Origin of the sequence: Propionibacterium cyclohexanicum, from assembly GCF_900111365.1 — a bacterium.
GTDB lineage: Bacteria > Actinomycetota > Actinomycetes > Propionibacteriales > Propionibacteriaceae > Propionibacterium > Propionibacterium cyclohexanicum.
In genome coordinates, this window is record NZ_FOGZ01000006.1 from 52399 (window position 1) to 76076 (window position 23678).

The window sequence follows — 23678 nt, forward strand, 5'->3', positions numbered from 1 at the left end:
CCCGAATCCCGCGCCGCTGTTCGGCGCGTCGAAGGACGACGATGAGGAGGCGGTGCGCCCGCCGTGGTGGCGTGACCTGGCGTTGCTGCCCTCTGCGATCTCCGGCGCGGCACTGGTCGCGGGCTACGGCCTGCAATGGTCTGGCCTGGGCACGGCGGCAACCGTGCTGCACTGGGTCGCGCTGCTCTCCGGCGCATACACGTTCGTGCCCGGCACGCTGCTGCGCCTGATCCACGGCCGCATCGGTGTGGGTCTGCTGATGACCATCGCCGCGGTGGGCGCGGTGATCCTGGGCCATGTCGGCGAGGCCGCCGCCCTGGCATTCCTGTTCTCTCTGTCCGAGGCCCTGGAGGACCGGGCGATGGACCGGGCCAAGGAAGGGCTGCGCGCCCTGCTGTCGCTCATCCCGGACACCGCACGAGTCGAGCGGAACGGGGCCGAGGAGACGATCCCGGTCGCCCGGATACGCGAACTCGATCTGCTCGTGGTCGGTGCCGGCGACCGGGTCGCCACCGACGGCGTCGTCGCCCAGGGCCGTTCCAGCCTGGACACCTCGGCGGTGACCGGCGAATCGATTCCCGTTTCCGTCGAGCCTGGCGACCAGGTGCTGGCCGGATCGGTCAACGGCTCGGGCACGCTGCTCATCGAGGCGACCGCCGACGGACGCGACAACTCGTTGACCCAGATCGTGGCCCTGGTCGAGCAGGCCCACGCGAAGAAGGGCGAACGGGCCCGGCTCGCCGACCGCATCGCCCGCCCCCTCGTGCCCGCCGTGCTGATCATCGCCGCGCTGATCGCCGTGTTCGGGTTCATCGTGGGCGACCCGGGACTGTGGATCGAACGCGCCCTGGTTGTGCTGGTCGCCGCCTCGCCGTGCGCCATGGCCATCGCGGTACCGGTCACCGTCATCAGCGCCATCGGCTCGGCCTCTAAGTACGGCGTGGTCATCAAGTCCGGCCAGGCCTTCGAGCAACTCGGCACCATCAGCACCGTAGCCCTGGACAAGACCGGCACCCTCACCCGCGGCGAGCCCCAGGTCGTCGAAGTCGCCTCCAACCAATACCCGGAGCAGGAGCTCTTGGCCTTCGCCGCGGCACTGGAGACCTCCAGCAGCCATCCGCTCGCCGCCGCGATCACGGCCGCATCCCCAGAGGCTCCGGCCGGCCGCGACATCGAGGAGGACGCCGGACACGGGCTGAGCGGCACCGCCGGGATCACCAAGGTCCGGGTGGGCAACACCCGCTGGCTGGACCCCGGCGAATACGGGGAGGCGGCCGAACGCATGGCCGCCCAGGGCATCACCGTCGTCGCCGTCGAGACCGACGGTGCCATCGCCGGTCTGATCGGCGTGCGCGACGAGCTGCGGCCCGAATCCGCCCAGACCATCGCCATGCTGGACGCCATGGGCATCGCCACGGTCATGCTCACCGGCGACAACCCACGCACCGCGCACGCCCTCGCCGCCCAGGCGGGCATCAGCGACGTGAAAGCCGGACAGCTGCCCCGCGACAAGGCCGAGGCCGTCGCTTCCCTCGCGAGCAAAGGGCCGACGGCCATGGTCGGCGACGGCATCAACGACACACCCGCGCTGGCTACCGCCACCGTCGGCATCGCCATGGGCGCCAAGGGATCGGCCGCCGCCATCGAGTCCGCCGACGTGGCCTTCACCGGCGACGACCTGCGGCTCATCCCGGCCGCCCTTGCCCACGCACGCCGCGGCCGGCGGATCATGACCGTGAACATCGGACTCGCCTTGGCGATCATCGTCACCCTCTTCCCGCTCGCGCTCTTCGGCGTGCTCGGACTGGCCGGGGTCGTCCTCGTCCACGAGGTCGCCGAAGTGCTCGTGATCCTCAACGGCATCCGCGCCGCCCAGCGACCCGCTGCCCAGACCGCACCCGAGCCCGACAAGACGGCATGACGGCGCGACCGTTTCCGCTGGGCTCCGAAGCAAGGACCTATTCTTTGACGGTGATGTGCAGGTGGTCCCAGTGGCCGCCGGTAACGTCGGTGGGGTCGTGCATGCCTCCGCCGTTGTACGATCGCCAGCCCTCTGAGTCGCGGCCGAGGGACCAGATTCTGCCCTGCCAGATCAGATACTCGACGCCTAGGGTCTCGGCGTTGTCCTTGAGCCAGTTCGTCGTCCGCCAGCCCGCCTCCAGCTGGCTGCTGGTGGGTCGGGTGCCGATGGGGTTGCCGAAGGTCACGTCGCACGCCCGCCCGAGGGGGTGCTCGGACTTTTGGCCGGGGCGCGGCGACCAGCACGCCCACGCCGTGTCCGGGAACGCCGTCTTGGCCTGGTCCATGATCTGGGCACTGCGTGCGGTGATCCGCCCCTCGCTGGTCGGGTCATCCACCAGCCGGCCCCCGTCCCCGCCGATCGGGGTGGCGGTCCCGCCGGGAGCGTTGGAGGAGCATCCGCTGCTGCTGCCCGCGTCCGTGTCGCTGCCGGTCTGGCTGGTGGCGCCGTGGGCTGTGAGCCACTGGTCCGGGTCGATGGGCTCGCGCCCGCCGGGCCGGACCTCGAAGTGCAGGTGGGGCCCGGTGGAACGGCCCGAGGAGCCGACGTCGCCGATGCGCTGCCCGGCGGTGACCTTCTGGCCGACCGTGACGTGGATGCCGGTCTTCCACATGTGGATGTACCCGGTCGAGACCGGCTTGCCGTCTACCGTGTGATCGATGACGATATGCCCGCCCCACGCATCCGAGTAGTCGGCGACCGCCACGATGCCGTCGGCGGCCGCGTAGATGGGGGTGCCGTCGGGGGCGGCGTAGTCGGTGCCCTCGTGCAGGCTCCGCTCGCCCGTGATCGGATGGGTCCGGTAGCCGAACGGCGAGGTCAGCACCCAGCTGCCCTGCGGCAGCGGGAACACGACCCGCGGCGTCTCGGGGATCGCCGCGTTCGGCTTGTCGTCGCTGCTGGCCGCTGGCGTGGTGAGCGTGTCGAGGATCGTCTTGGCCGTCGGCTCGTAGTTCTGGTAGCGGTCCGGATAGGCGGAGACTTCGACGGCCTGCGCGGCTTGGCCCTTGTCCATCGTCTGCCAGCCGGGGATGTCTAGGAGTCCGCGCGGCGAGGGATAGTTCGGGCCGGTGGGCCCGCCGAAGAACGCCCGCAACTGATACGCCGGGTCCATCAACTCTTTGACGCTGCCCCAGCCGGATTGGGGGCGCATCTGGAACAGGCCCAGCGAATCGTGGTCCCCGCCGTCCCCGTCGTTCGGGTAATTGGCGCTCTCGGGGTAGGTGCCGGTGTTCGACAGCATCCGCAGGGTCGATTCGGTCAGGGCGGCCATGAGCGCGATCTGCACCCCGTCACGCGTCACCCCCTGAATCTTCGAGCCCACCGCGATGATCGTCGCCGCATGGGTGAGCTGCGCCTTGTTGAGGGTGAAGGTGGAGCCGTCCCGAGTGGTCACGGTCAGGGAGCCGGGCACGGGGCCGACGTTCAGACCACCCGGCGCGGTGCAGGCGGCGCCGGCCGCCGGGCTGGCCAGCAGGCCCACACCCACCAGCAGCAGGAACGGGCCGAGCAGGAGCAGCGCCAACGCGGCGAGAGCGAGCTTCTTCACCATGACAGCCACCGGCTACTTCAGGGGATTGTCGAGCTGGGACAGGCGCAGCGCATGACACGAGCCGCCTGTCGGGCAGGCGAGGAACACGGTGAACGACACCGCGAAGTCCTCGCCCACCGGCCGGCCGTTCCACTCGCCGTTTCGGTGCCGGGTGCCGTGGATGGTGACGGCCGTCGCCCCGGACGGTATCTGGCCCGGCTGGGCCTGGCGCACTGCCTCATGCCATGCTTCGGGCACATACGAGCGCGTGATCGTGAGGGATTGGCGGGTGGCGTGCTTGCGCAGTTCGACCCACTGCTCGCGCGACGGCAGATACGCCGCCACATCCGAGGCAAGTCCGGCCTGCTCCATGCCGGTGGGATCGCCGACCGCGAGAATCGAAGCGCTGTAGTCCAACGGGAACAGGCCGCTGGCGGTATCCCACGTGAACAAGGAGGTGGCGAGGTTGCGGGCGAACACGTCCGGGTCCCGCGACCCCTTCACGGCCGGCGGCCTCGCCACCGTTGGCGATGGACTCGCTGATGCAGATGGCCCAGGAGCAGGCGAGGCGGACGGCGGGGACGAGGGTTGGCGCGTGGGCCCGGCGAGCAGGCCGTAGACGCCCACCCCGGCCAGCAGCGCGAGGACGAGGGCGGCGGCGATGAGCGCGTACAGGCGGACATGGGAACGGGAATCAGGTGAAGTCTTCATGCCCGGCAGGTACGCAGCGCGCCCCGCGAACGGTCAGAGCGCGTGGAGGCGGGGCTGCCCATCGCGCTGGTCGCGCAGTGCTCGGAGCTTGTGGGCTGCTGTGGCGGTGCCTTCGGCGGTGGCGTAGAACGCCTCGGCCTGCTCCTCGGTGAGTTCGCGGGCCAGCAGGTCGAAGTCGTAGCGCTCCCACCACTCGTACAGCTCGCCCCAGGTCAGGTTGAACGCCCGCACCGGATAACGCGCAGGCACAGCTTGCCGCCGCGCCGGGGCCTGCCGTTGTTTCTTCGGGTCGTCTTTGACCCGCGCCAGCGCCTCGTCGGCCAGCCGGTGCAATTGGGCGTCGCGATCCTGCCTGGCGGCATCCACCGCCGACCGGATGGCTTGGTAGATGGGGTGCACCGGCGCGTCGGCCTCGATCTGGGCCAGGCCGTCGGCAGCCTGCTGCCTGATCTCGTCGGAGAGTGTGGGGTTGGCGGCGATCTCGCGTAGGTAGCCGACCTTCTCCAAGGTCTTGTAGGACGCTCCGCCGGGGATGGTCGCCGCGGCTTGTTCGCGGGCGTCGCCGTGTGCTTCCGACGGTGCCGGAAATTTTCCGGGACCGTCACTTCCCGGCTGATTGTCCGCGCTGAACCGGCTGGCGGTCTGCCGTCGGGAGGCGTCCTCGGCGAGCAATTGCTTGATCTCCCTGTACAGGGCTTCGGCTTCCAGCGGGGTGAGTTCCTTGTGCAGCATGTTGTCGTCCTGCTCGGCCAATAAATGCGCGAGGCGGTCGCTGATGGCGGAGCGCACCCACACGTTCACCGTCTTCCACCCAAGAGCCCGCACTGCGGCGAGCCTGCGCGCCCCGCACACGAGGAGGCCGTCGGGGGTGATGGTGATGGGCTGCAACAGGCCCTCGCGCTGGATCGAGGCGACGAGGGCGTTGAGGTCGCCCAGGTCGCGGCGGTGCCGCTGGCCCACGCGGATGGAGGCGACCGCCCGGTCCAGCTCGATATGCCCGCTCGCCGTGTTCATCACGCACCCCGCACGCCCGGACTGCCGGGTGCCGACAAGACGATGAGGGCGACGAGTTCGTCGTCGGCCAGCAGGTCGACCAGCCGCTCGCCCAACAGCAGACGCAGCAGGATGCCCTGGCCGCGCCCGGTGGCCGAATAGGCGGCGTCGGGGCTGCCGAGCAGGACGCGCAGCAGGCCCGTCCACGACACCGCCGGCACATCCAGCAATGCCCGTGCGTGCCGGTCGCGGCGCAGCGCCTCGTACGTGCTGGCGCGGGAGCCGAGGCGGGCCAGGGCGTCGCACACGTGCCCGATCGCCGTGGCCGCGGTGCCTTCGGGCCAGCTCAGCAGCGCGAACAGCGCCACCGCATCCTCGACCACCGCCACGACCAGCCCGGTGTCCTCATGGTCTGGCTGTTCGTCGGCGTGCTGGTCGTGGACGTGGAAGGCGGGATGGTAGTCCGTCAGCAGGTTCTCGCGTTCGGAGAACCGCTCGGGATCATGGAACCGGGAGACCTGGGGGCGGCGGGCCTGGTGGGTGGAGCACAGGAGGCCTTGGGCGCGCTGCTCGGCGATGCAGGTGATGCGCACGGCGTGCGTGACCACCGCCCACGGATCATCGGCGGTGCGGGCGGCGCGGGTGCGCATCACGTCGAACGCGGCCCCGGCCGCCTCCCACGCATCCAGCCCATGCTTATGGGCCAGGGCAGAGTATTTCTCGGCGGTGAACGTCATCAGCTCCGCGGCCACCGGGTCGCGCCGCCACGCGCCCGGGCCGGCCTGGTGCAGGCGGGTCAGGAGGGCGCGCAGGCCCTCGCCGGTACGGAAATCATCCTCGCCACTGGTGGCGGTGTGCTGGGGTGTGGGTCTCATGGTGTATGTGCCTCCTGGGAGGCTGGTGCGCACCGGCTCCCTGGATGGGCGGGGCCAGACCGGTCGAAGCGTGTTCATGGGTCATCACCGCATCCCCACCCCGGAACGGGTCGCGGCCGAAACCGAAGCCGCGCGGCGTCCGAACGCCGAGACCGGCGGCAGCTCACGCACCCGCCTCGACACCGCCTTCGCGCTGGCCGCGAGGCCGCGTCGGGTGCGGGTTCCGGCGGCCTGGTGCAAGCGGATGCCCGTCCATGCGATGCGGCCGGTGCCGCGCGAGAGCAGATCGGAGGCCCGCACCCACTCGACCCCACGCGCCCGCGCCGAATCCACCTTCTCCTTGACAGTCTGGCGGGACGCATCCGTCTTGACCGCATCCGGCACCACGACGCTCTCAGCCGTCTCTTCTGCCGCGGCTACAGCGTTGCGAGTTTCGGCCTCTTGGACGGCCGTCGGCTCTGAGGCCAGCACAGTCGCGTGCGCGTCGAGACGGGTCTGCTCGTTTTCGACTCCATCGGGCGTCTCTCGCGTCTTGATGGGGTTCATCGCTGGTGTGTGCTTGTTCATGGTTCATCTCCTGCCGTATCCGATTCGATTCCAGTAATGGGGTGCGCGAGCGCGAACCAGCGGCCCACCGTCGAGGCATGCACGCCCAGATGCCGGGCGATCCGCTTGTTCGACCAACCAGACTCACGCAGCTCCTGCGCCCGCTCGCGCCGATCCGACGGCGACTCTCCGGCCAGTGAATCGCCGCCGGTGGACTCTTCAATAGGGGGCGCGTCGGTAGTCGGCTTCCTCTCGACGTTCTCCGTAAGCGACTCGATCTCGCTGAATGTCTGGCCGAGTTCCGGGATGTGCTCGACACTCGGGAGTTCTGGCGTTGTCTCGGCTGGTGCGGGACGCGGAGCCTCGTCCGGTGCCGAGACTTGATGGACGGCGATTCGCGGCGTCTCGGCGGGTTCGTCGGGTGTGCGGGTGAGGATGACCGTCAGATGGGTGATGGCCAGGAGCACGATGGGCGGGACGGCGGCGACCGCCGCGGCCAGAATGCTAGGCACGCTGGTGTCGGCGGAGACGATGGCGTGCACGGCGTTGGCGGTCACCGAGATCAAGGCCCCGCCGGCCAGGAGCATCCACGGATACCACGCGCGCTTCTGCCCGGCCAGGGCGACGACGGAGACGGTGGCGACCACGATGATCCCGTCCACGATCAGCGGCCACGCCCACGCCTGGCCTGACGCGATCCCGGAGCGGGCGGCGAGGTCGGCCAGTGCGGTGAAGGACAGCCAGAACGCGCCCAACGCGATCACACACGTCCCCGCCACAGCGGTCCTTGCCGCCCACCGGCGGCTTCTCATCCCAGTCATGGCAGCCTCCTTGCCGGTGAGGCGTGCTGAGGGTCACGACGTGCAAAGGAGTCGGGCGATGAAGTGCTGCTGACGGGCGTGGGCTGGGTGGTGCGGTAGGCCGAGCGCACCGTCACCGCGACCTCCCGCTCCGAGAGCCCGACCGTCTGCGCGGGGTCACGCAAAGCGTCGAACGCTTCAACAGGCGGCAGCCCGTGTTCGGCGAGGCGGCAGGCGGCCCAGAACAGGCCCCGGTTCCGCTCGCCCTCCACCAGCGTGCCCACCCACGACACAATCCGATCCACCGCATCCGCCGAAGACAACACAGGCTGTCGGATGTGTGTCTGCTCGGCTGGCTTGGGGCCGAGGAAATTCCGCAGCCTTGTCGCGTCCACCGGCTGACTGTCGGCGTGCAGCTCGACCACCTCATACGCGCGCAGCACGCCGTTCACTGGGACCGTCGAGGGTGGGGTGACGATATAGCCGCCGTCGCCACGGAAATCGATCCCGACCCGCGCCGCCTGCCACGACCGCTGCTCGACGACCTCGCTGGCCGGGTAGTAGAGGTGCATGCCGCCCGACGGGGTGCGCACCACCGCCAACGGCACCGGCAGCAGACCAGCCTCACGAGCACGACGCAGCGCCTCGAAGCCGTTGACGCCGTGCACGTCGACATCCACCACCACGACACCGGATGTCTGTCCGGTGGGGATGGCGAGATTCGCTGTTGGCACCCGCCGCCACCATGACTCGATCGGTGCAGGGTTGGTGGTGGCGTCGAGGAAGCCGCGGCTACCCGGAAGCGGCCGCTTGCCGCCGGGCACGCACGCGAACACCGGCACACCAGCCCCGGCCAGCTGACGCGCGGCAGTAGCGGGATCGGACGAGAGGCTCCTGAATGCGAAGATGAGAAGGTGCGTGGCCATCACAGCCTCCGTCCCGCAGCAGCCGGCTCACCGGCTCCAACCCGCTCGCGCTCGACGGGAGGAGCTGGCGGCTTGCGTGACGCCGTTCGGCGTGGGCCATCCACTGTGGCGGCCTTGTCGAGTCCGGGTGGGGTGCCGTCGCCCACCTTCATGGTGTCGAGCCGGTCGAGGATGCCGAGCGCCGTCTTGCGCACGCGCTCGCCCGTCGCCTTGACGACCTCCACCGGGCTCGTGTCCTTGACGGAGGCGGCCCACCCGGACACGTAGGGCACGGTGTAGCCGCTGGTATCCATGCCGTGCGCCGCGCCCACCATCAAGGCCACCGACTCGGCCTCCACTTCCGCCACGCCACGATGCCGCACGGCGTCGGGATTATTGGGGCCGTACAGGAGCACATGCGCCAGCTCGTGCGCCAGCGTCTTGACCCGCGCCGCCTCAGGCATATCCGACCGCACCGAGACGGTCTTCGCCATGTAGTCGGTCAGCCCATTCGTCCCACCAATCGACGCCGCGTCGGGAACTTGCGTCAGCTCGAAGCCCGCCGCCTTCACTTGTGTGGCCAACCCGTCCCACAGCCCTTCCGGGGCCTGGCCTTCCAGCAGTGTCGGGGCGGGTGGTTCGGGGATCGGCGTGCCGTCGGTCTGGCTCACGTCCCACACGTAGGCGGGCTTGACGCCCACCATGCGCGAACGCTCCACCTCGCCCGCCTTGCGCTTCTCGCGCGGTGCCAGACGCCGCCACGACATCGGGTCGGACGGGTTCGCGGAGGCGAAGCGGGCGGTGACCGGCGCATAGATCATGTAGCCCGCCTGGCCCCGGGCGACCTGGCGGCCCAGAGCCTGCCACTGCCGGTAGCCCGCCACCAAGGTCGGGTAGGGGTCGGGCACGCGGCCCTGCTCGAACGCCTGCTCGTGCTGGGCCCAGATCAGCAGCGTGTTGTTGAAACTGCGCGAACGGAACCTAGCCGCAAACGAGAGCGCCCGCGCCCAGTCATCGCCGGTCACCAGTCCTTCGACCGCGCCCGTCAGCTGCCCGTGCAGTTCCTCCAGCCGCGCCTCGCGCGCGGCCCGTGTCTCCTCTTTCGTCGCCATGTGGGGACCTCCCTCCGGTCGGGGACCACCCCAGACAAGAGGGCGGTCATGCGACTGTGAGGTACGCCAGGCAATCCGAGAAGCAGAAGAAGGAGCAGACCAAGAAACAAGCGGCCGCACCCGCCACGGCAACCCGAACAACCCAGCGAGAACTAACAGACATACCCGAAAACCAAGCGACACAGGAGACCAGACCGGGGAATGCCCCAGCACTGAGGAGATTGACTAGAGTTTCGGGTAAGTCACGCCAAGGCGTTGTGCGTGCGCCGGTACGTGCCGGGCGTCATGCCGACGTAGGCATGGAACGCGCGGATTGCGTAGCCCATGCTGTGCCAGCCGACCTTCTCGATGGCGTTCTCGACCAGCAGGTTGGTCTCCCGCAACAGGCGGGCCAGCTCTTCGATCCTGAGCATCGTCAAGTAGGCTATCGGCGTCTTGCCGTAGGCGTCAGCGAACACATGCGAAAGCCAGGACTCTGACAGGTGGACACGGTCAGCCAGCTCTTTGACCGTCCAATGATGAGCGAGGTCGTTTCGCTCCAGCTCGGCGACCTGCATGGCCTCGGGTCGCAGCGGCGCGAACCGGCGATGCCGGGGCATGGTGGGCCGCAGCCGCTCTCGCTGAGACGGCGACAAGCGCACCGGAGAGACCTTGACGAACGGCGTAATCACATCAGCGATAAGGAACCACATCGCCTGGACGCGGTTGAACCGCTTGATGCTATGGCCGGTGCCTGTCAGGCAGACCAGCTCGTCCAACCACGGCGCGATCCGGTCAAGCTGCTCAATGCCGATGCGGAGCAGTTGGACGGGTTCGAGATAGAGCTTTCCGGCCAGCTCCCGCGCGTCAAGCCGGTCAGACAGGAGACCGACATGCTCCCAGAACACCTGGCCGATCAGGTAGTCCGTGTCGATGCGAACGAGCGTGACAGTGCAGCGGTCCTCAGGCTCGACAGCGCACAGCGTGTTGGCACACAGCAGCAACGCATCCCCGACGGTGGCCGGCCGCTGGCCGAACTGAGAGCACACAATCGCCGAGCCATCGCGAACCACGGCAAGCTGCACGCAATCAAAGGCCACCGGGCCGACCAGCGATTCCAGAATCGCCGTCGCTGCTTGCAACGGGCGGCTTGCCAGGCTTTCGCTGCTGTCCCATCGACTGGTCATCTCATCGCCACCTGTTCACGAAGTGCTTCTTCAGTGCCAGGTCAGACCGTTGCCCCGCACTCACTCGTCCAAGCTGGGGCTCGACGTATGGACGTCCTCGCCCAGGATCGCCAATTCAAAGAGTTTCGGCCTTGGCTTGGCTTCCGGATTGAAGTTGGAGAGGGCTCTCTTCGTGATCGATGCCATAGTGTTCCTTGCCGGGTTGGAAGTTAAGCAGGCGCAGTGCATTGGCTACGACGAGCAGGGTGGAGCCTTCGTGTATCAGGACGACCAGGCCGATATTGAGCCCGCTGAAGGTCATTATGATTAGGAAAACAACAACCAGCATGCTGGCGGCGAGGTTCTGTGCAATGATCCGGCTGGTGGCCCGGCTCAGTCTGACACCGAACGGTACCCGGCCCAGGTCGTCGCTCATCAGCGCGATGTCGCAGGTTTCCAGTGCCACCGCCGAGCCTGCGGCTCCCATGGCTATAGCCACGTCGGCTTTGGCCATGGCTGGGGCGTCATTCACGCCGTCGCCGACCATGGCGATGGGCTGGTGCTGTTCACGCAGTGTGCTGATCTGGGTGACCTTGTCTTCGGGCAGCAGGCCTCCCAGCGCGACATCGACTCCGACCTCGCGTCCTACGGCGTCGACGACAGGCTGGTTGTCGCCGGAGATCATGACCATCTGATCGACGCCGGATTCGCGCAGCGCCTTCATGACCTGGATCGATTCACGGCGCGCCTGATCCATCACACCGACCAGGCCTAGGAAATTCCCGTCGTAGCGTACGATCATGGTGGTCTGACCACTGTTCTGGGTTTGGCAATAGCTCTCTTGGAGCCCGGTCGGCAGGTCCAGCCCTTGTTCGCTGAACATGCGCAGGTTGCCCACTTGCACGGGCTTGCCGTCAACAGTGGCGGTCAGGCCGCGTCCCGTCACGGCGTGCAGGTCGGCGGCTTTGAGTGTCTGGTCAACTGGAATCCGGCTGGTCAAATCACGGACGATGGCTGTAGCCAGCGGGTGGTCGCTCAGGGACTCGACGGCGACGAGAACCGGGACGAGCGCTTCGCCAGCAGGCCCTGGAACCGGTTTGAGGGCCGTCACGCTGGGCGTGCCCCAGGTCAGAGTCCCGGTCTTGTCGAAGGCGATGGCTTTGACGCGTCCGAGGGTCTCCAGCGGAGCGCCGCCCTTGACCAGCACCCCGGCGCGTGCCGCCCTAGCAATGCCGGCGAGCACCGCCGCTGGCGTGGCTATGGCCAAGGCGCAAGGGCTGGCGGCGACGAGTACGGTCATAGCGAGATAGAACGCGTCTTTGAAACCGTTGCTGAGAACTAGCCACGAGACGAGTAGTGTGGCGATGACGCCGAGGATGACTGCGGGAACGTACCAGCGTTGGAACCGGTCGATGAACAACTGGGTCGGCGAGGCGGTCTGGTCGGTGCTGGTCACCAGTTCGACAACGCGGCTGAGGGTCGAGTCGGCTGCGGTCGCGCTCACCTGGATTTCCAGCGCTCCGCTGCCGTTGACGGTGCCCGCAAAGACCTTGTTTGCGGCGGGAATGGCGTCGGCGTTCCGCATGTCTCGCTGCGGATCGGCCACAGGCTCCTTCTCTACAGGAATGGATTCGCCCGTGACTGCCGACTGATCCACAGCTGACATTCCCGAGATCACGAATCCATCGGCGGAAATCCGTGAGTTCGGGCGCACAACGACCACATCGCCGACGCGCAGGTCTTCGACCGGCACTTCGACCGCCTCTGCGCCGTCCCGCCGCACGAGCGCCGTGCGCGGCGCAAGCTGGGCGAGCGACTCGATCGACCTGCTCGCTCGACCCATGGCGTAAGCTTCCAGCGCGTGTCCCAAGGAGAACAGGAACAGCAGCACCGCCCCCTCGCCCCATTTGCCGATAGCGCCCGCCCCTATGGCGGCGACCAACATCAGGAAGTCGACCTCGAACTTGCCACGCAAGGTCGAGGCGATCGCCTCCTTGAAGGTGAAGAACCCGCCGAAGAAGTACGTAGCGAGGAAGAAGGCCAAGGGCAGCCCCACCAGGGGTACACGCAGAATGTATTCGGAGACCATCCCGGCCGCGTATGTTGCTCCTGCGAGGATAGCGAACCACAGCTCGATGTTGGACGTGCCGTGTTCTTGCTTGACATCTGAAGTAGTGTTCATACACACAACAGTACATCATAATATTTGGATATGTAAATATCATGTTGTGGGGTGTCGCCTGTAGAATGATTCTCATGAAGAAGACCCAGACGACCCCGAGCATGCCCACTCTCAGCGAGGAGGACGCGCAGTATCTCGCCGAGGTCATGCGGGCCTTGGCCTCGCCGCTGCGGCTGCGGATTCTTAGCTGTTTGCTTGAAGGTCCCGCCACAGTCAGCGAGCTGTGCGAGAGGCTGAGATCGGCACAGGCAGCGGTATCGAATCACCTGCGGCTGCTGCGCCACCTGAATCTCGTGACCGGCGACCGTCAAGGACGGAACATCTACTACCGGCTCTTCGATGAGCATGTCAACGACCTACTCAATCAGGCCATCGGCCACGCATCCCACCTGTCCGACCGAATTGCAAAGTAATCCTTCGCAACTTGGAGCCCACAAGCCCCAGCATCATAAAGTGAAGAGGCAGCACGAAAGCCGACTAGCGCGGGAGCAGTCGCAGTGAATCGATCGCCGTGGCGGCTTGCAGTGGGAGGACGCCGTTGCCGAGGACGGTGATCTGCTGGCTGTTGGTCAGTTCGCTGTGCTGGGGGTCGGTGACCCATCCTTGGGGCAGTCCCATGAGCCATTCGACGAAGGCCGGCGCTGGGCGTGGGCCTTCGGTCTGGTTCAGGAGCGCGGGTGCTGGGGCTTGTCGTCCGGTGATGCGCTGCCAGCGGGCGATGGCTGAACCGTAGCGTCCCCATTGTCGAAGAGTTGCTCGATCAGGGGCCACAGGGTCTCCGATTCGCCGCTCCTGTTCGCTGAGCCATGCGGCCCGTTCAGGGCGAGGTCGATGATCTGGTGCGAGAGCGCGATCGTGCCTCGACGCGCTCGTACGTGCTCCAGGCTCTCTCCGCCCCATTGCGAGTCCGAGGCCAGGGGCGTGCGGAATCTGACGATGGGCGAGGATGAAGACGCGAAACCGGTGGTGGGGAGCGCCGACAAGGGCAGCGGGTATGCCGACCCATCGCGCAGACATCCGCAGGTCGGCCAGATCGCCGAGTACATCACTTATGCGGAATTCCGCATAAGCGCCGGTATGTCGCCCTCGTGGTTATGTTGACCGGTGTCGCCGGGCCGCGTGGCTGCTGGGCTCGGGGGCTTTGCCGGTCAACATAACCATCGGCCGTGTCATTGGTTCTTGAGGAACGCGAGTAGCGCGTCGGAGGCTTGATAGCGGGCTGGCGGCTGTTCGTCGATGGTGGGGAGCCGGTCGAGGGTTCGGCGTTTGAGTTCCAGATCGGCGTGGAGGTAGATCTGCGTGGTCTGGATGTTCGCGTGCCCGAGCCAGAGCGCGATGCTCGCGGTGTCGATCCCGGCGTGGAGGAAGCTCATCGCGCAGGTGTGCCGCAGCGTGTGCGGGGTGACGTTCTTCGCGGCGATTGAAGGACATCGTCCTGCCGCGGTCGCCGCGTGCCGGGCGACGAGTTTGCCGACCGCGACCCTGGTCAGGGGCGTCCCTACGTGGGAAGGGAACAAGGGCGTGTCGGGTGCGGCGGGGAGCTCGCGGAACCAGGCGGTCAAGAGCGTGGTGGTGTTTTTCTGGAGCGGGATGACACGCTGTTTGCGTCCCTTGCCGACGCATTCGAGCTGACTGCGCAGCCCGATCTGGATGTCGCTGATGCGGAGGCTGACCAGTTCGCTGACGCGGAGCCCGGTCTGGATGCCCAGGTGCAGCAGGAGCCTGTCGCGCCTGCCGAGCCATGTATCCGTGTCCGGCGCGCCGATCAGAGCCTCGGCCTCGGGGACGGTGAGGAACGAGACGAGGGTGGTCTTTGTTCGTTTCGCGGGGATCGCGAGGACCTGGCTGATCGTGGCGATCGAGTCCGGGGCGCGGTAGCTGGCGTAGGTGAAGAACGACCGCAGTGCCGCCCGGCGGGCGTTGCGGGTCGCCGCGGAGTTCCCTCGGACGGTCTCCAGATGTTGCAGGAATCCGCCGACCAGGTCCGCGTTCAAGTCGGCCAACGTCAGCCCGGACGGGGCGACGCCGGTCGCGTCCTGGGCATAGAGCAACAGCAGCCGGAACGTGTCGGCGTAAGCGGCTTTCGTATGAACACTGGCGTTCAGGTGCCGGTCGAGCTTGTCGGTGAAGAAGCTCTGCAGCAGCGGTGCGAGGTCACTCATGGCCGGCTCCTGCGTTCTGGATGCGTTCGGCGAGAGCGGCGGCGAGTTCGGGCGTGTTCGAGAGATACCAGTAGGTGGATTCCGGGCTGACATGGCCGAGCCAGGTCGAGAGCACTGGCATCATCTGATCGACGTCTCCGCCTGCGCGGATGTGTTCGATGAGCGTGTTCGTCGCGAACGAGTGCCGCAGATCATGCAGCCTCACTGCGGGCTGGGTCGGCCCGCCAGACAGGCCCGCCATCGTGCGGATCTCTTGGAACGTCTGGCCCGCGGTCGATCTCGCGATCCGGGTGCCGCGACGCGCGACGAACACGGCCGTGGTCTTCGGTTCTGGGAACGTGCGATCCCGAAGCCGCTGGAACCTCCGGGTCGCGGCCAGTGTCGAGGCATGGATCGGAACGAGCCGGGACTTGCCGAACTTCGTGTCTGTGACCCGCAGCCAGCCGCCGTCGCTGTCCTCATCGGCGGTGATATCGGTGTCGTTGAGATTCCGGGCCTCGCTGATCCGTAGCCCGGTCACGGTCAGCAGCCCGAGAAGTGTCTGCCAGGACGCCGCGCGGACCGTCGGGCTCAGCCGGCCCGCCGCCGACAGCAGCGCGTCGACCTGCGGCGGGGTGAGAATCATCGGGTGAGCACGGTGACTGCCGTAGGGGTTGCCGTCGACCAGCGGAATCTCCGTAGCGGGGTCGAACCAGGCGGCGTGCTGGGCGAACTGGCGGATGTGGTTGAGGCGTTCCGAGACCGTGCGGCGGGAGAACTGCAAGACCCACTCGGTGGCCAGGTCGCGGCGGATCGTCGGCTCGCCGTGTTCGTCCATCCAGGTCACGAACGCGTCGAGCGTCTTGCCCGGTGCGGTCAGCTTGAACCCCAGCGCCCGCCGGGTCGCGAGGTAGCTGTCCGCGAGGGCGCGCAGATCGCTCATCGCGTCCACCTGCCCGATGCCGCACTCGGCCATTCCGAGACGAGCTGCGTGAGCCGGTTCGTGTCGACTTTCGCGTAGATCGCGGTCGTGCGCAGATGCGCGTGCCGCAGCAGCCCCTGGACTTCCTGCAGCGTCGCGCCCGAGGCGAGTGCCCCGGTCGCGAACGTCTGCCGCAGCCGGTGCGGGCCGAACTTCGTGACACCCGCGTTCACGCAGAGCTGTCGAACAGCGCCGCAGACCCCGTTCGCTGTCAACGGCTGGACCGGCGCGATCACGGTCCAGAACACCTCGTCACCTTCAACAAGGCCGCCGCGACCGTTCAGGACATAGTCTTCCAGCGCTTTCCCGACCTCGTCGGGCAGCGGGAGCTCGTCGACCCGGTCGCCCTTCCCGTGGATGCGGAGGCTGCCGGTCTGCCAGCCGATATCGCCCAGCCGCAGGCCGGCGATCTCGCAGGCCCGCAGTCCGAGTCCGGTCAGCAGCAGCAAGATCGCCCGGTCCCGCAACCCCTTCGGGGAGCGCGGATCGAGACTGTCGAACAGCATCTCGATCGTCCCGGCAGGGACCGGGTCAGGGATCGATGAGAGCCGCCATGCGGCGGCATGCGGAACCACGCCGGCGAAGTCCTGGCCGGTTCGGCCCGTGCGGTGGCAGAACTGCAGAAACGAGCGCAGCATCACCATCTGCTTACCCAGCGTCGACGCCTTCAACCCGCGGGCGGCTTCGAGGTTCACCCACTCGATCACGGTCGCGGCCGTCAGCGCCCGCAGCGTGTCATCGACCGGTGCGGGCAGCCACTCCACGAAGCCCGCGACACGGGCCGTGTAAGCGGCGGCGGTGCGATCCTGCGTCGATCGCTCCCGCAGCAGCCACCCTTCGAACTCGTCCAGCACGACACGCGTGTCCGCGCGGCGTTGATCACGATGAATCACCATCTCGGTCCTCCTTGACCTGACGCCAGACGATCACCGTGACCGCCCAGTCAGATCAAGCGAACCCCGCCAACAGCGCCGATGGTTATGTTGACCGGCAAAGCCCCCGAGCCCAGCAGCCACGCGGCCCGGCGACACCGGTCAACATAACCACGAGGGCGACATGCCGGCTCCCATAGCCCGCAGAGGTCGAGCTGCGCCGTCTGCCAGATGCCACGGGTCGGGTCCCAGGTCGCGAAGGGTTGCATCCGCAGGGGTTGCGAGGTCGGGGTTGCATTGCTCATTGTTGTCTCCTTGCGTTGGGAGTCGGATGGCGGTCGCGGAGAGCAGTCCGCGCACGTTCTCGATGACGACCCACTCCGGTTGCAGCGCGTCGATGGCTTCGGCCATATGCGACCACAGACCAGAACGAGTGCCGGGCTTCAAACCCGCCTTCTTGCCGGCCGTGCTCACGTCCTGGCAGGGAAACCCGCCGATGAGGATGTCCACCGGCTCGACCTGATTCCAGTCGATGGCGGTGATGTCGCCCAGGTTCGGCGCGTCCGGCCAGTGATGGGCGAACAGCTCGGCGACGGGCTGGTTGATCTCGGAAGACCAGATGGTCTGGGCGTTGAAGGCGTGCTCGACGGCCAGGTCGAGGCCACCGTAGCCGCTGAACAGCGACCCGACCCGAAGCCGGGGCGAGTGAGTGGTGTCGTGCATGAGGGCTCCCCGTGACGGGCGACCCCGACAGCGACTTCTCCTGAGCTGCTGCCGGGCTGGTCACCTGTCAGGTGCACGACCCTCCACGCCCGCCACTGCCGTCTGCCCGACGATGAGCGCCCGTCGGCCCACCGCGAAGCCTCCGGGATTCGCGGCCTTCTCGGCTGCCCGTCTCGCCGCCGCCCGACCGTCGTCGTTCCGGCTCTCAGCGCCGTCTTCTGGCCTGCCACACTTCTTTCAACGCGTTAGCGGGCGGCCGTGGCGGGTGCCTGGCTGGTGGCCGGGGCGGCGGGGGTTCACCTGCCTGGCATGACGGTTTCGATGCGAGTGATGAGCGCCGGCGACGGGTACGAGTACCTGCTGCGCACGGTCGCGGCCGGCGACGGCGACCGGTCGCTCTCGACCCCGCTGACCCGGTACTACGCCGAGGAGGGCACCCCGCCCGGCTTCTGGCTGGGCGCCGGCCTCTCGCGCCTGGGCCACGGGGAGCTCGAATCCGGCGGCCGGGTGTCCGAGGCCCAGCTCCAGCTGCTGATCGGCATGGGCCACGACCCCATCACCGGCCAGGCCCTGGGCTCGCCGTACCGGAAGTACACGAGCGTGCAGGAGCGCATCGACCGGCGTATCGATGCGCTCGATGATGGTCTTGGCCCGGCGGGCCGTGCCGAGCGAATCGCGCTGATCGAGGCTGAGGAGCACGACAAGGGCACCCGGCGCGCGGTCGCCGGCTACGACCTGACGTTTTCGGTGCCGAAATCGCTCTCGGTGCTGTGGGGGGTTGCAGACGCCGGCACGCAGGCCCTGATCGCGGACGCGCACCACACGGCGGTTGCGCAGGTGATTGCGTTCTTCGAGCGCGAGGTTGCGACCACCCGCGTGGGCGCGGCCGGCCCGGAGGGATCGGTCGCCCACGTGGATGTCGCCGGCGTGGTGGCGACCGCGTTCGACCACTACGACTCCCGGGCGGGCGACCCCCAGCTGCACACGCACGTCGTGGTGAGCAACAAGGTCTTCACCGTGCAGGACCAGAAGTGGCGCACCCTGGCCGGCCGGCCGGTGCACGCGTCGATCGTCGCCCTGTCCGAGCTGTACAACGCGACCCTGGCCGACCGGATCACCGGCATGCTCGGTCTGGCATGGGAGGCGCGCGAGCGGGGCCGCGACCGCAGCCCGGCGTGGGAGCTGGCCCCGGTGCCCGACGCGCTGATCGACGAGTTCTCCTCACGCTCCCGCGACATCGAGGACGAAACCCAGAGGCTCATCGCCCGCCACGTCGAGCGGCACGGCCGCCGGCCCTCGACCAGGACGATCATCAGACTGCGCGCGCAGGCCACGCTGGCCACCAGACCCGAGAAGCACGTGCATTCCCTGGCGGACCTGACCCGCGACTGGCGCGCCCGCGCCGACCTGCTCCTGGGCGAGGACGCGACCGGCTGGGCGCACACCCTCACCACCAGCAGCACTGAGCATGGCGGGCTGCTGCGCGCCGACGACATACCGCTGGACGCGATCAGCGAACTGGGCCGAGAGGTGGTGGCGGTGGTGGGCGAGAAGCGCTCGACGTGGCGGCGCTGGAACCTGCACGCCGAAGCCAGCAGACAGCTCATGGGCCTGCGCTTCGCCACCGCCGGGGACCGGGAGGCGGTCACCGGGATGGTCACCGACGCCGCCGAACAGGTATCGCTTCGCCTGACCCCGCCCGAACTCGCGTCAAGCCCGGCGCTCTTCCAGCGGCCCGACGGGTCCAGCCGGTTCCGCGACCGGGCTGCGGTGCTCTACTCGACCGAGGACCTGCTCGCCGCCGAAGACCGACTCCTCGCCCGCGCCAACCATCAGACCGGCCCCACCATCGCATTGCAGACCATCGAGACCGTCACGAGCAGGCCGGACAGGGAAGGCCGCATCCTCGGCCCCGATCAGGTCGAGGCGCTCACCCGGATCGCCCTGTCCGGCCGCATGGTCGATGTGCTGGTGGGCCCCGCCGGGGCCGGGAAGACCACGGCCATGAACGCGCTGCGCCGGATGTGGGAGAGCGAGCACGGCGACGGCAGCGTGCTCGGCCTGGCCCCGTCCGAGGCGGCGGCGCAGGTGCTCGGAGAAGAACTCGGCATCGAGACGGCGAACACGGCCCGCTGGTGGCAGCTGCACCTGCACCGGGGCGCGACCTTCCACCCGGGCCAGCTCGTCATCCTCGACGAGGCCTCCCTGGCCGGCACCGGCTCCCTCGACCGCATCACCGCCGTCGCCCAGCAGACGGGCGCGAAGGTGCTGCTGGTGGGCGACTGGTCGCAGTTGCAATCGGTCGACGCCGGCGGCGCGTTCGCCATGCTCGTCAACGAGCGTCATGACGCCCCCGAACTCACCGACGTCCACCGGTTCACACAACCGTGGGAGAAGACCAGCTCGCTCGATTTGCGCCACGGCCGCACCCGCGCCATCGACACCCTCATCGACCACGGGCGCGTCCACGGCGGCGAGCAGGAGCAGATGGTCGACGCCGCCTACACGGCCTGGCAGCGAGACATCGGGCAGGGTTTGGCGTCGATCCTGGTGGCGGAGACCCGCGAGACGGTCACCCAGCTCAACCAGCGCGCCCGCGCCGACCTGATCCTGGACGGCACGATCACGCCCGGCCGGGAGGCCGAACTACACGATGGCACGAGACTGGCGAGGGGCGACCGGATCATCACCCGCCGCAACGACCGCCGGCTGCGCTCGAAGAACGGGAGGGCCTATGTGCGCAACGGCGACCGGTGGAGCGTGGCCCATGTCGGCCGGGACGGCTCGATCACGATCCGGCCCGAAGGCCGCCGCTTCGGCGGCGCCATGGTGCTGCCCGCCGCCTACGTGGCCGAGCATGTAGATCTGGGCTACGCGATCACCGCGCACCGCGCCCAGGGCGTCACCACCGACACCTCGCACGTCGTAGCCACCGCTACGACGACACGGGAGAACTTCTACGTCTCCATGACGCGCGGCCGCCACGAGAACCACGCCTATGTCGCCATCGATCCGGTGGACGACGCGCACGTGGCCCCGCACCCCTCCGACAACCCCGACGCGACCGCCCGCAGCGTGCTCTATGGTGTGCTCCAGCATGTCGGTGCCGAACTCTCGGCGCACGAGACCATCGCCGCCGAGCAGGAACGCTGGGGGTCCATCCGGCAGCTCGCGGCCGAGTACGAGACCATCGCCGACACCGCGCAGCACGACCGGTGGGCGAGCCTGCTCACCGCATCCGGCCTCACCGACGACCAGGTGGACGCCGCGCTGGGCTCGCCCGCGTTCGGGGCCCTGATCACCGAGATGCGCCGGGCCGAGGCCAACCGCCACGACCTCGACCAGCTCATGCCCCGGCTGGTCCACGTCCGGGGCTTCGAGGACGCCGAGGACATCGCCAGCGTGCTGCACTGGCGCGTGGCCCGCGCCGCCAGCCGGCCCGCCGGCTCGGGCCGCACCCGCAAGCCCCCGCGCCTGATCGCCGGCCTCATCCCCGAAGCCCAGAACATCACCGACCCCGACATGCGCCAAGCCCTGACAGAACGACAAGACCTCATTGAGCAGCGCGCCGCCACCCTCCTCGACGCCGCCATCACAGCAGGTGAACCATGGACGGCACGGCTCGGCCCCAAACCCGACGAGCCCAGGAAGCAGACGGCATGGCTCACCGCCGCTCGCACCGTCGCCGCGTACCGCGACCGCTACCAGATCACCGACAGCCAGCACCCCCTCGGCCCGCAACCGGAGAACGTGAAGCAGAAAGTCGACGCGATTCGTGCCAGAACGTCACTCGCGCGGGCTGAGCGCCTGACAAGTGATCCTCCTGCGGATGCACGTCGAATCGACACCGTCGGGCATATTGGACGAATTCTGTGAATCTAGTTCGACGACGAGTACTGGCCATGGGCTGAGGATAACTTTTGCTGGCTGCATAGCCGACATCTCTGAGTTCGAAGTCCGGGATACCTCGTAACAGCTTTCTTACTGTATTGGTGTTGCCTCATCCTTGAAGTGCTGGTCGAGGCAATTGAAGATAACGAGGTGAACGAATTCGAAGTTGGTGATTTGCCAGTGTGCGTTGTCTTCCTCGTGACAGAAGTGCCGGACGGTGACATCGTACTCGTCGCTAGCACGCATGACCCCGGACAACTCGTCGGTTCTGCGGCACCGCCGTCACCAACGAGAAGCAGGCCTGGGACTTCCAGAATCCGGTGTCAATGGCTGCGCTTCTCTGGGTGTCGCAGCCCCTCTGCCGTGAGTTCCGAACCGCTAAGTATATCTCTTTACGCTCACGTCGAAGACCATATTGGGCACGCCTGAGGGAGGTACGTAGCGACGTTGATGAGTCTGGCGATGAGTCGCGACGGTCTGTGATGCCGCCGGTCGGTCTCTCTGTGAACGAGTGCTTTCGTCCACGACATCCATGAACGAAAGCACTCGTTCAAGAATCGGATGTGTGATCGTGATTGCTGTCTGCGTGTAGCGTCAGTGGGGAATGATTCACATGGTCTATAGCGAGTTCAAGGAGCGCACGTACGTGGGAATCGGCGAGGGCATAGTGCGCCTCCCGGCCTCTTCGAATCACGTCGACGACGCGATGAGCACGAAGGATGCGCAGCGCGTGTGACACGGAGGATTCGCTGGCGCCGACGACCTTGACGAGGTCGCACACGCGAAGCCTCCTGACGCTCAGAGCGATGAGAATGCGCAGCCGAGCAGGATCGCCGAGCAGCGAAAAAATGTCGGCGACATTCACAATTTGTCTCTCTTCGGGGATGGATTCCCTCAGCTCTTGGATTCCGAGATCGACCGTGCCGACAGTGCAATCGTGTAGTTCGCGGTGTATGGCCCTGTGCGTCGGCGAAGTCGCACTAGAACCGCCGACAGATGATGCTTGGTCGTGATCATGCCCTTCGATCAATGAGATACTCACCAACCTGCGGTGATCTGCACCGTTGTGGAGATGAGTGTCCATGTCAATCGAACAAGTCACCGAGCCAACCTCCCCGGCGACGTTGACCATATCCGTCGCGGGTAGAACCGTGGTGGTCATTTCGACTAGAGCCATGGCGGTCTCTTTGATCGCCGTAGCCCGTCGAGGGCGATGAGCCGAAACCATCTCCCGCACGTTCAATAATCTTGTCCAGTTCGCCTCGGTCGAGCCAGACCCCCCTGCACTCGGGGCAGTAGTCGATTTCAATGCCGCTGCGTTCAGAGAGCGCCAGCGGTGTTCCGTCGGTAGGACACTTCATGATCTTTCACATCCATTCGTCATATTGGTTCTCATCTTGTTGTCATCCACTTTGCAGTGATGACAACGGACCACCATTGTGGCCATGAAAACTATGGTACATGTGAACATATATTCATACAACAGGGCGGCGTGTCCAGTTGGTTTGACCGCAAGACTTGCCGCCATGAGTCGGTGGCGGGCGAGGAACATCTGCCGCGTCGGCGCGGACTGCGGGGGCCGTTCGGACACCAGCAGGCCCACATCCCCGATCCTGTCCAGCAGCTCCGCGTTGCCCGCCGGATAGCGCCGGTCGATGCCGCCGGCCAGCACGGCCACCGTCTGGCCGCCAGCCGTCAGCGCACCACGGTGGGCGGCCGCCTCAATCCCATACGCGCCGCCGCCGATGATGACCCGCTCCGCGTTCGCCAGGCATGTGGCCAGCTCGCCGGCCACATGCTCCCCATAATGAGTGGCGGCCCTGGACCCGGTGATCGTGACCCGATCCGACAGCGACCCGGACAGCAGGGAGGCCGCGCCTTTGGCCCACAGCACGTACGGGGCCCGGTCGCCCAGGTCAGCCAGCGCGGTCGGCCAGTGTTGGTCGCCGGGGATGAGCGCGGCCATGCCGCCCTGCCGGTAGCCATCCACCCGAGCCAGCACGTCGGGCGTGAGTTTGGGGGCGAGGCGTTCGCGCCACACCCTGGTCCTCATGGCGTCCATGTCGGGAATCGGACTATCGGACTGCGCCAGCCGCAGGGTCTCGATGCCGCCATGCTCGCGCAGGGTGCCGCCGGTGGCGGGGTCGGCGGGCTCGGCGATCATCGACAGGATGATCCTCGCGGCGCGTTCGTCTCGTACCTGGTCTGCCACGGCGTCCATGGGGGGCTCCTCTCCGGTTGACAGTAAC

The 23678-nt window shown here is 67.5% G+C and carries 22 protein-coding genes; 4 read left to right on the top strand and 18 right to left on the bottom strand.

Going from position 1 to position 23678, the window contains the following annotated elements:
* Window positions 1–16: 16 nt before the first annotated feature.
* Window positions 17–1921: a heavy metal translocating P-type ATPase gene (locus BMX93_RS04285; RefSeq protein ID WP_274967678.1), complete on the top strand. Its 1905-nt coding sequence runs from the start codon at window positions 17–19 to the stop codon at window positions 1919–1921.
* A 37-nt stretch (window positions 1922–1958) separates the two neighbouring features.
* Here BMX93_RS04285 and BMX93_RS04290 read toward each other — a convergent pair whose 3' ends face one another.
* The 10 genes from BMX93_RS04290 to BMX93_RS04335 all read right to left on the bottom strand — a co-directional run bounded on the left by BMX93_RS04290 (window position 1959) and on the right by BMX93_RS04335 (window position 12820).
* On the bottom strand, window positions 1959–3572 hold the full coding sequence (locus BMX93_RS04290; RefSeq protein ID WP_024463539.1) for a M23 family metallopeptidase: 1614 nt from the start codon (window positions 3570–3572) through the stop codon (window positions 1959–1961).
* A gap of 12 nt (window positions 3573–3584) precedes the next feature.
* Window positions 3585–4262: a hypothetical protein gene (locus BMX93_RS04295; RefSeq protein WP_024463540.1), complete on the bottom strand. Its 678-nt coding sequence runs from the start codon at window positions 4260–4262 to the stop codon at window positions 3585–3587.
* Between the two features lie 33 nt (window positions 4263–4295).
* Complete coding sequence (locus tag BMX93_RS04300; RefSeq protein ID WP_024463541.1) at window positions 4296–5276, bottom strand: ParB N-terminal domain-containing protein; 981 nt, start codon at window positions 5274–5276, stop codon at window positions 4296–4298.
* Entirely contained in the window at window positions 5276–6130 is an 855-nt protein-coding gene (locus tag BMX93_RS04305) for a hypothetical protein (protein ID WP_024463542.1), read from the bottom strand. Before BMX93_RS04305 ends, BMX93_RS04300 begins: the two co-directional genes overlap by 1 nt.
* A gap of 84 nt (window positions 6131–6214) precedes the next feature.
* Entirely contained in the window at window positions 6215–6676 is a 462-nt protein-coding gene (locus tag BMX93_RS04310; RefSeq protein ID WP_143052808.1) for a hypothetical protein, read from the bottom strand.
* Window positions 6677–6693: 17 nt separating this feature from the next.
* Complete coding sequence (locus tag BMX93_RS04315; protein WP_024463544.1) at window positions 6694–7497, bottom strand: DUF2637 domain-containing protein; 804 nt, start codon at window positions 7495–7497, stop codon at window positions 6694–6696.
* Window positions 7494–8402 carry a bifunctional DNA primase/polymerase gene (locus BMX93_RS04320; protein ID WP_024463545.1) on the bottom strand — a complete coding sequence of 303 codons (909 nt, stop codon included), beginning with the start codon at window positions 8400–8402 and terminating at the stop codon, window positions 7494–7496. The genes BMX93_RS04315 and BMX93_RS04320 overlap by 4 nt, the downstream gene beginning before the upstream one ends.
* Window positions 8402–9493 (bottom strand): ArdC-like ssDNA-binding domain-containing protein, encoded by a 1092-nt coding sequence (locus BMX93_RS13060; protein ID WP_218139215.1) that lies wholly within the window; start codon window positions 9491–9493, stop codon window positions 8402–8404. The genes BMX93_RS04320 and BMX93_RS13060 overlap by 1 nt, the downstream gene beginning before the upstream one ends.
* 242 nt (window positions 9494–9735) lie before the next feature.
* Window positions 9736–10659: a helix-turn-helix transcriptional regulator gene (locus tag BMX93_RS04330; protein WP_081672699.1), complete on the bottom strand. Its 924-nt coding sequence runs from the start codon at window positions 10657–10659 to the stop codon at window positions 9736–9738.
* A 115-nt stretch (window positions 10660–10774) separates the two neighbouring features.
* Window positions 10775–12820, bottom strand: coding sequence for a heavy metal translocating P-type ATPase (locus BMX93_RS04335; RefSeq protein WP_024463548.1), 2046 nt, complete (start codon window positions 12818–12820; stop codon window positions 10775–10777).
* Window positions 12821–12894: 74 nt separating this feature from the next.
* Between BMX93_RS04335 and BMX93_RS04340 the strand changes: the two genes are divergently transcribed.
* Complete coding sequence (locus tag BMX93_RS04340; protein WP_226839147.1) at window positions 12895–13233, top strand: ArsR/SmtB family transcription factor; 339 nt, start codon at window positions 12895–12897, stop codon at window positions 13231–13233.
* Window positions 13234–13297: 64 nt separating this feature from the next.
* On the opposite strand, the gene BMX93_RS12845 is transcribed toward BMX93_RS04340, so the two are convergent.
* The gene (locus BMX93_RS12845; RefSeq protein ID WP_024463550.1) at window positions 13298–13591 is read right to left on the bottom strand and encodes a hypothetical protein; all 294 of its coding nucleotides are present in this window, start codon (window positions 13589–13591) and stop codon (window positions 13298–13300) included.
* A gap of 165 nt (window positions 13592–13756) precedes the next feature.
* On the opposite strand from BMX93_RS12845, the gene BMX93_RS12850 reads away from it, so the two are divergent.
* A complete protein-coding gene (locus BMX93_RS12850; RefSeq protein WP_156100208.1) occupies window positions 13757–13921 on the top strand; it encodes a hypothetical protein in 165 nt (54 codons plus the stop codon).
* A gap of 68 nt (window positions 13922–13989) precedes the next feature.
* On the opposite strand, the gene BMX93_RS04350 is transcribed toward BMX93_RS12850, so the two are convergent.
* From BMX93_RS04350 to BMX93_RS04365, 4 genes are all read right to left on the bottom strand, one after another.
* Entirely contained in the window at window positions 13990–14982 is a 993-nt protein-coding gene (locus BMX93_RS04350; protein ID WP_024463551.1) for a tyrosine-type recombinase/integrase, read from the bottom strand.
* Window positions 14975–15904 (bottom strand): tyrosine-type recombinase/integrase, encoded by a 930-nt coding sequence (locus tag BMX93_RS04355; protein WP_024463552.1) that lies wholly within the window; start codon window positions 15902–15904, stop codon window positions 14975–14977. Before BMX93_RS04355 ends, BMX93_RS04350 begins: the two co-directional genes overlap by 8 nt.
* Window positions 15901–16839, bottom strand: a complete 939-nt coding sequence (locus tag BMX93_RS04360; RefSeq protein WP_024463553.1) for a tyrosine-type recombinase/integrase — start codon at window positions 16837–16839, stop codon at window positions 15901–15903. The genes BMX93_RS04355 and BMX93_RS04360 overlap by 4 nt, the downstream gene beginning before the upstream one ends.
* 138 nt (window positions 16840–16977) lie before the next feature.
* A complete protein-coding gene (locus BMX93_RS04365) occupies window positions 16978–17538 on the bottom strand; it encodes a DNA cytosine methyltransferase (protein WP_024463554.1) in 561 nt (186 codons plus the stop codon).
* Between the two features lie 309 nt (window positions 17539–17847).
* Here BMX93_RS04365 and mobF point away from each other — a divergent pair, with 309 nt between their 5' ends.
* The gene (mobF, locus tag BMX93_RS04370) at window positions 17848–21414 is read left to right on the top strand and encodes a MobF family relaxase (protein ID WP_024463555.1); all 3567 of its coding nucleotides are present in this window, start codon (window positions 17848–17850) and stop codon (window positions 21412–21414) included.
* Window positions 21415–21979: 565 nt separating this feature from the next.
* Here mobF and BMX93_RS13230 read toward each other — a convergent pair.
* From BMX93_RS13230 to BMX93_RS04385, 3 genes are read right to left on the bottom strand one after another with little or no spacing between them, the layout of a single operon-like run.
* Window positions 21980–22606 carry an ArsR/SmtB family transcription factor gene (locus tag BMX93_RS13230; protein WP_233419515.1) on the bottom strand — a complete coding sequence of 209 codons (627 nt, stop codon included), beginning with the start codon at window positions 22604–22606 and terminating at the stop codon, window positions 21980–21982.
* Entirely contained in the window at window positions 22515–22790 is a 276-nt protein-coding gene (locus BMX93_RS13400) for a TFIIB-type zinc ribbon-containing protein (protein WP_081672702.1), read from the bottom strand. The genes BMX93_RS13230 and BMX93_RS13400 overlap by 92 nt, the downstream gene beginning before the upstream one ends.
* Complete coding sequence (locus BMX93_RS04385; RefSeq protein WP_024463557.1) at window positions 22787–23650, bottom strand: DNA-processing protein DprA; 864 nt, start codon at window positions 23648–23650, stop codon at window positions 22787–22789. Before BMX93_RS04385 ends, BMX93_RS13400 begins: the two co-directional genes overlap by 4 nt.
* Window positions 23651–23678: the final 28 nt, after the last annotated feature.

What these genes read in the sequence shown, in the direction of transcription:
- BMX93_RS04350 (WP_024463551.1), bottom strand. Translation starts at nt 14,982, where the DNA reads ATGAGTGACCTCGCACCGCTGCTGCAGAGCTTCTTCACCGACAAGCTC.
- BMX93_RS04385 (WP_024463557.1), bottom strand. Translation starts at nt 23,650, where the DNA reads ATGGACGCCGTGGCAGACCAGGTACGAGACGAACGCGCCGCGAGGATC.
- BMX93_RS04295 (WP_024463540.1), bottom strand. Translation starts at nt 4,262, where the DNA reads ATGAAGACTTCACCTGATTCCCGTTCCCATGTCCGCCTGTACGCGCTC.
- BMX93_RS13060 (WP_218139215.1), bottom strand. Translation starts at nt 9,493, where the DNA reads ATGGCGACGAAAGAGGAGACACGGGCCGCGCGCGAGGCGCGGCTGGAG.
- BMX93_RS04320 (WP_024463545.1), bottom strand. Translation starts at nt 8,402, where the DNA reads ATGGCCACGCACCTTCTCATCTTCGCATTCAGGAGCCTCTCGTCCGAT.
- BMX93_RS04360 (WP_024463553.1), bottom strand. Translation starts at nt 16,839, where the DNA reads ATGGTGATTCATCGTGATCAACGCCGCGCGGACACGCGTGTCGTGCTG.
- BMX93_RS04365 (WP_024463554.1), bottom strand. Translation starts at nt 17,538, where the DNA reads ATGCACGACACCACTCACTCGCCCCGGCTTCGGGTCGGGTCGCTGTTC.
- BMX93_RS13400 (WP_081672702.1), bottom strand. Translation starts at nt 22,790, where the DNA reads ATGAAGTGTCCTACCGACGGAACACCGCTGGCGCTCTCTGAACGCAGC.
- BMX93_RS04290 (WP_024463539.1), bottom strand. Translation starts at nt 3,572, where the DNA reads ATGGTGAAGAAGCTCGCTCTCGCCGCGTTGGCGCTGCTCCTGCTCGGC.
- BMX93_RS04300 (WP_024463541.1), bottom strand. Translation starts at nt 5,276, where the DNA reads ATGAACACGGCGAGCGGGCATATCGAGCTGGACCGGGCGGTCGCCTCC.
- BMX93_RS04355 (WP_024463552.1), bottom strand. Translation starts at nt 15,904, where the DNA reads ATGAGCGATCTGCGCGCCCTCGCGGACAGCTACCTCGCGACCCGGCGG.
- BMX93_RS04315 (WP_024463544.1), bottom strand. Translation starts at nt 7,497, where the DNA reads ATGACTGGGATGAGAAGCCGCCGGTGGGCGGCAAGGACCGCTGTGGCG.
- BMX93_RS04335 (WP_024463548.1), bottom strand. Translation starts at nt 12,820, where the DNA reads ATGAACACTACTTCAGATGTCAAGCAAGAACACGGCACGTCCAACATC.
- BMX93_RS12850 (WP_156100208.1), top strand. Translation starts at nt 13,757, where the DNA reads ATGGGCGAGGATGAAGACGCGAAACCGGTGGTGGGGAGCGCCGACAAG.
- BMX93_RS04330 (WP_081672699.1), bottom strand. Translation starts at nt 10,659, where the DNA reads ATGACCAGTCGATGGGACAGCAGCGAAAGCCTGGCAAGCCGCCCGTTG.
- BMX93_RS04340 (WP_226839147.1), top strand. Translation starts at nt 12,895, where the DNA reads ATGAAGAAGACCCAGACGACCCCGAGCATGCCCACTCTCAGCGAGGAG.
- BMX93_RS04310 (WP_143052808.1), bottom strand. Translation starts at nt 6,676, where the DNA reads ATGAACCCCATCAAGACGCGAGAGACGCCCGATGGAGTCGAAAACGAG.
- BMX93_RS04305 (WP_024463542.1), bottom strand. Translation starts at nt 6,130, where the DNA reads ATGAGACCCACACCCCAGCACACCGCCACCAGTGGCGAGGATGATTTC.
- BMX93_RS13230 (WP_233419515.1), bottom strand. Translation starts at nt 22,606, where the DNA reads ATGGCTCTAGTCGAAATGACCACCACGGTTCTACCCGCGACGGATATG.
- mobF (WP_024463555.1), top strand. Translation starts at nt 17,848, where the DNA reads ATGACGGTTTCGATGCGAGTGATGAGCGCCGGCGACGGGTACGAGTAC.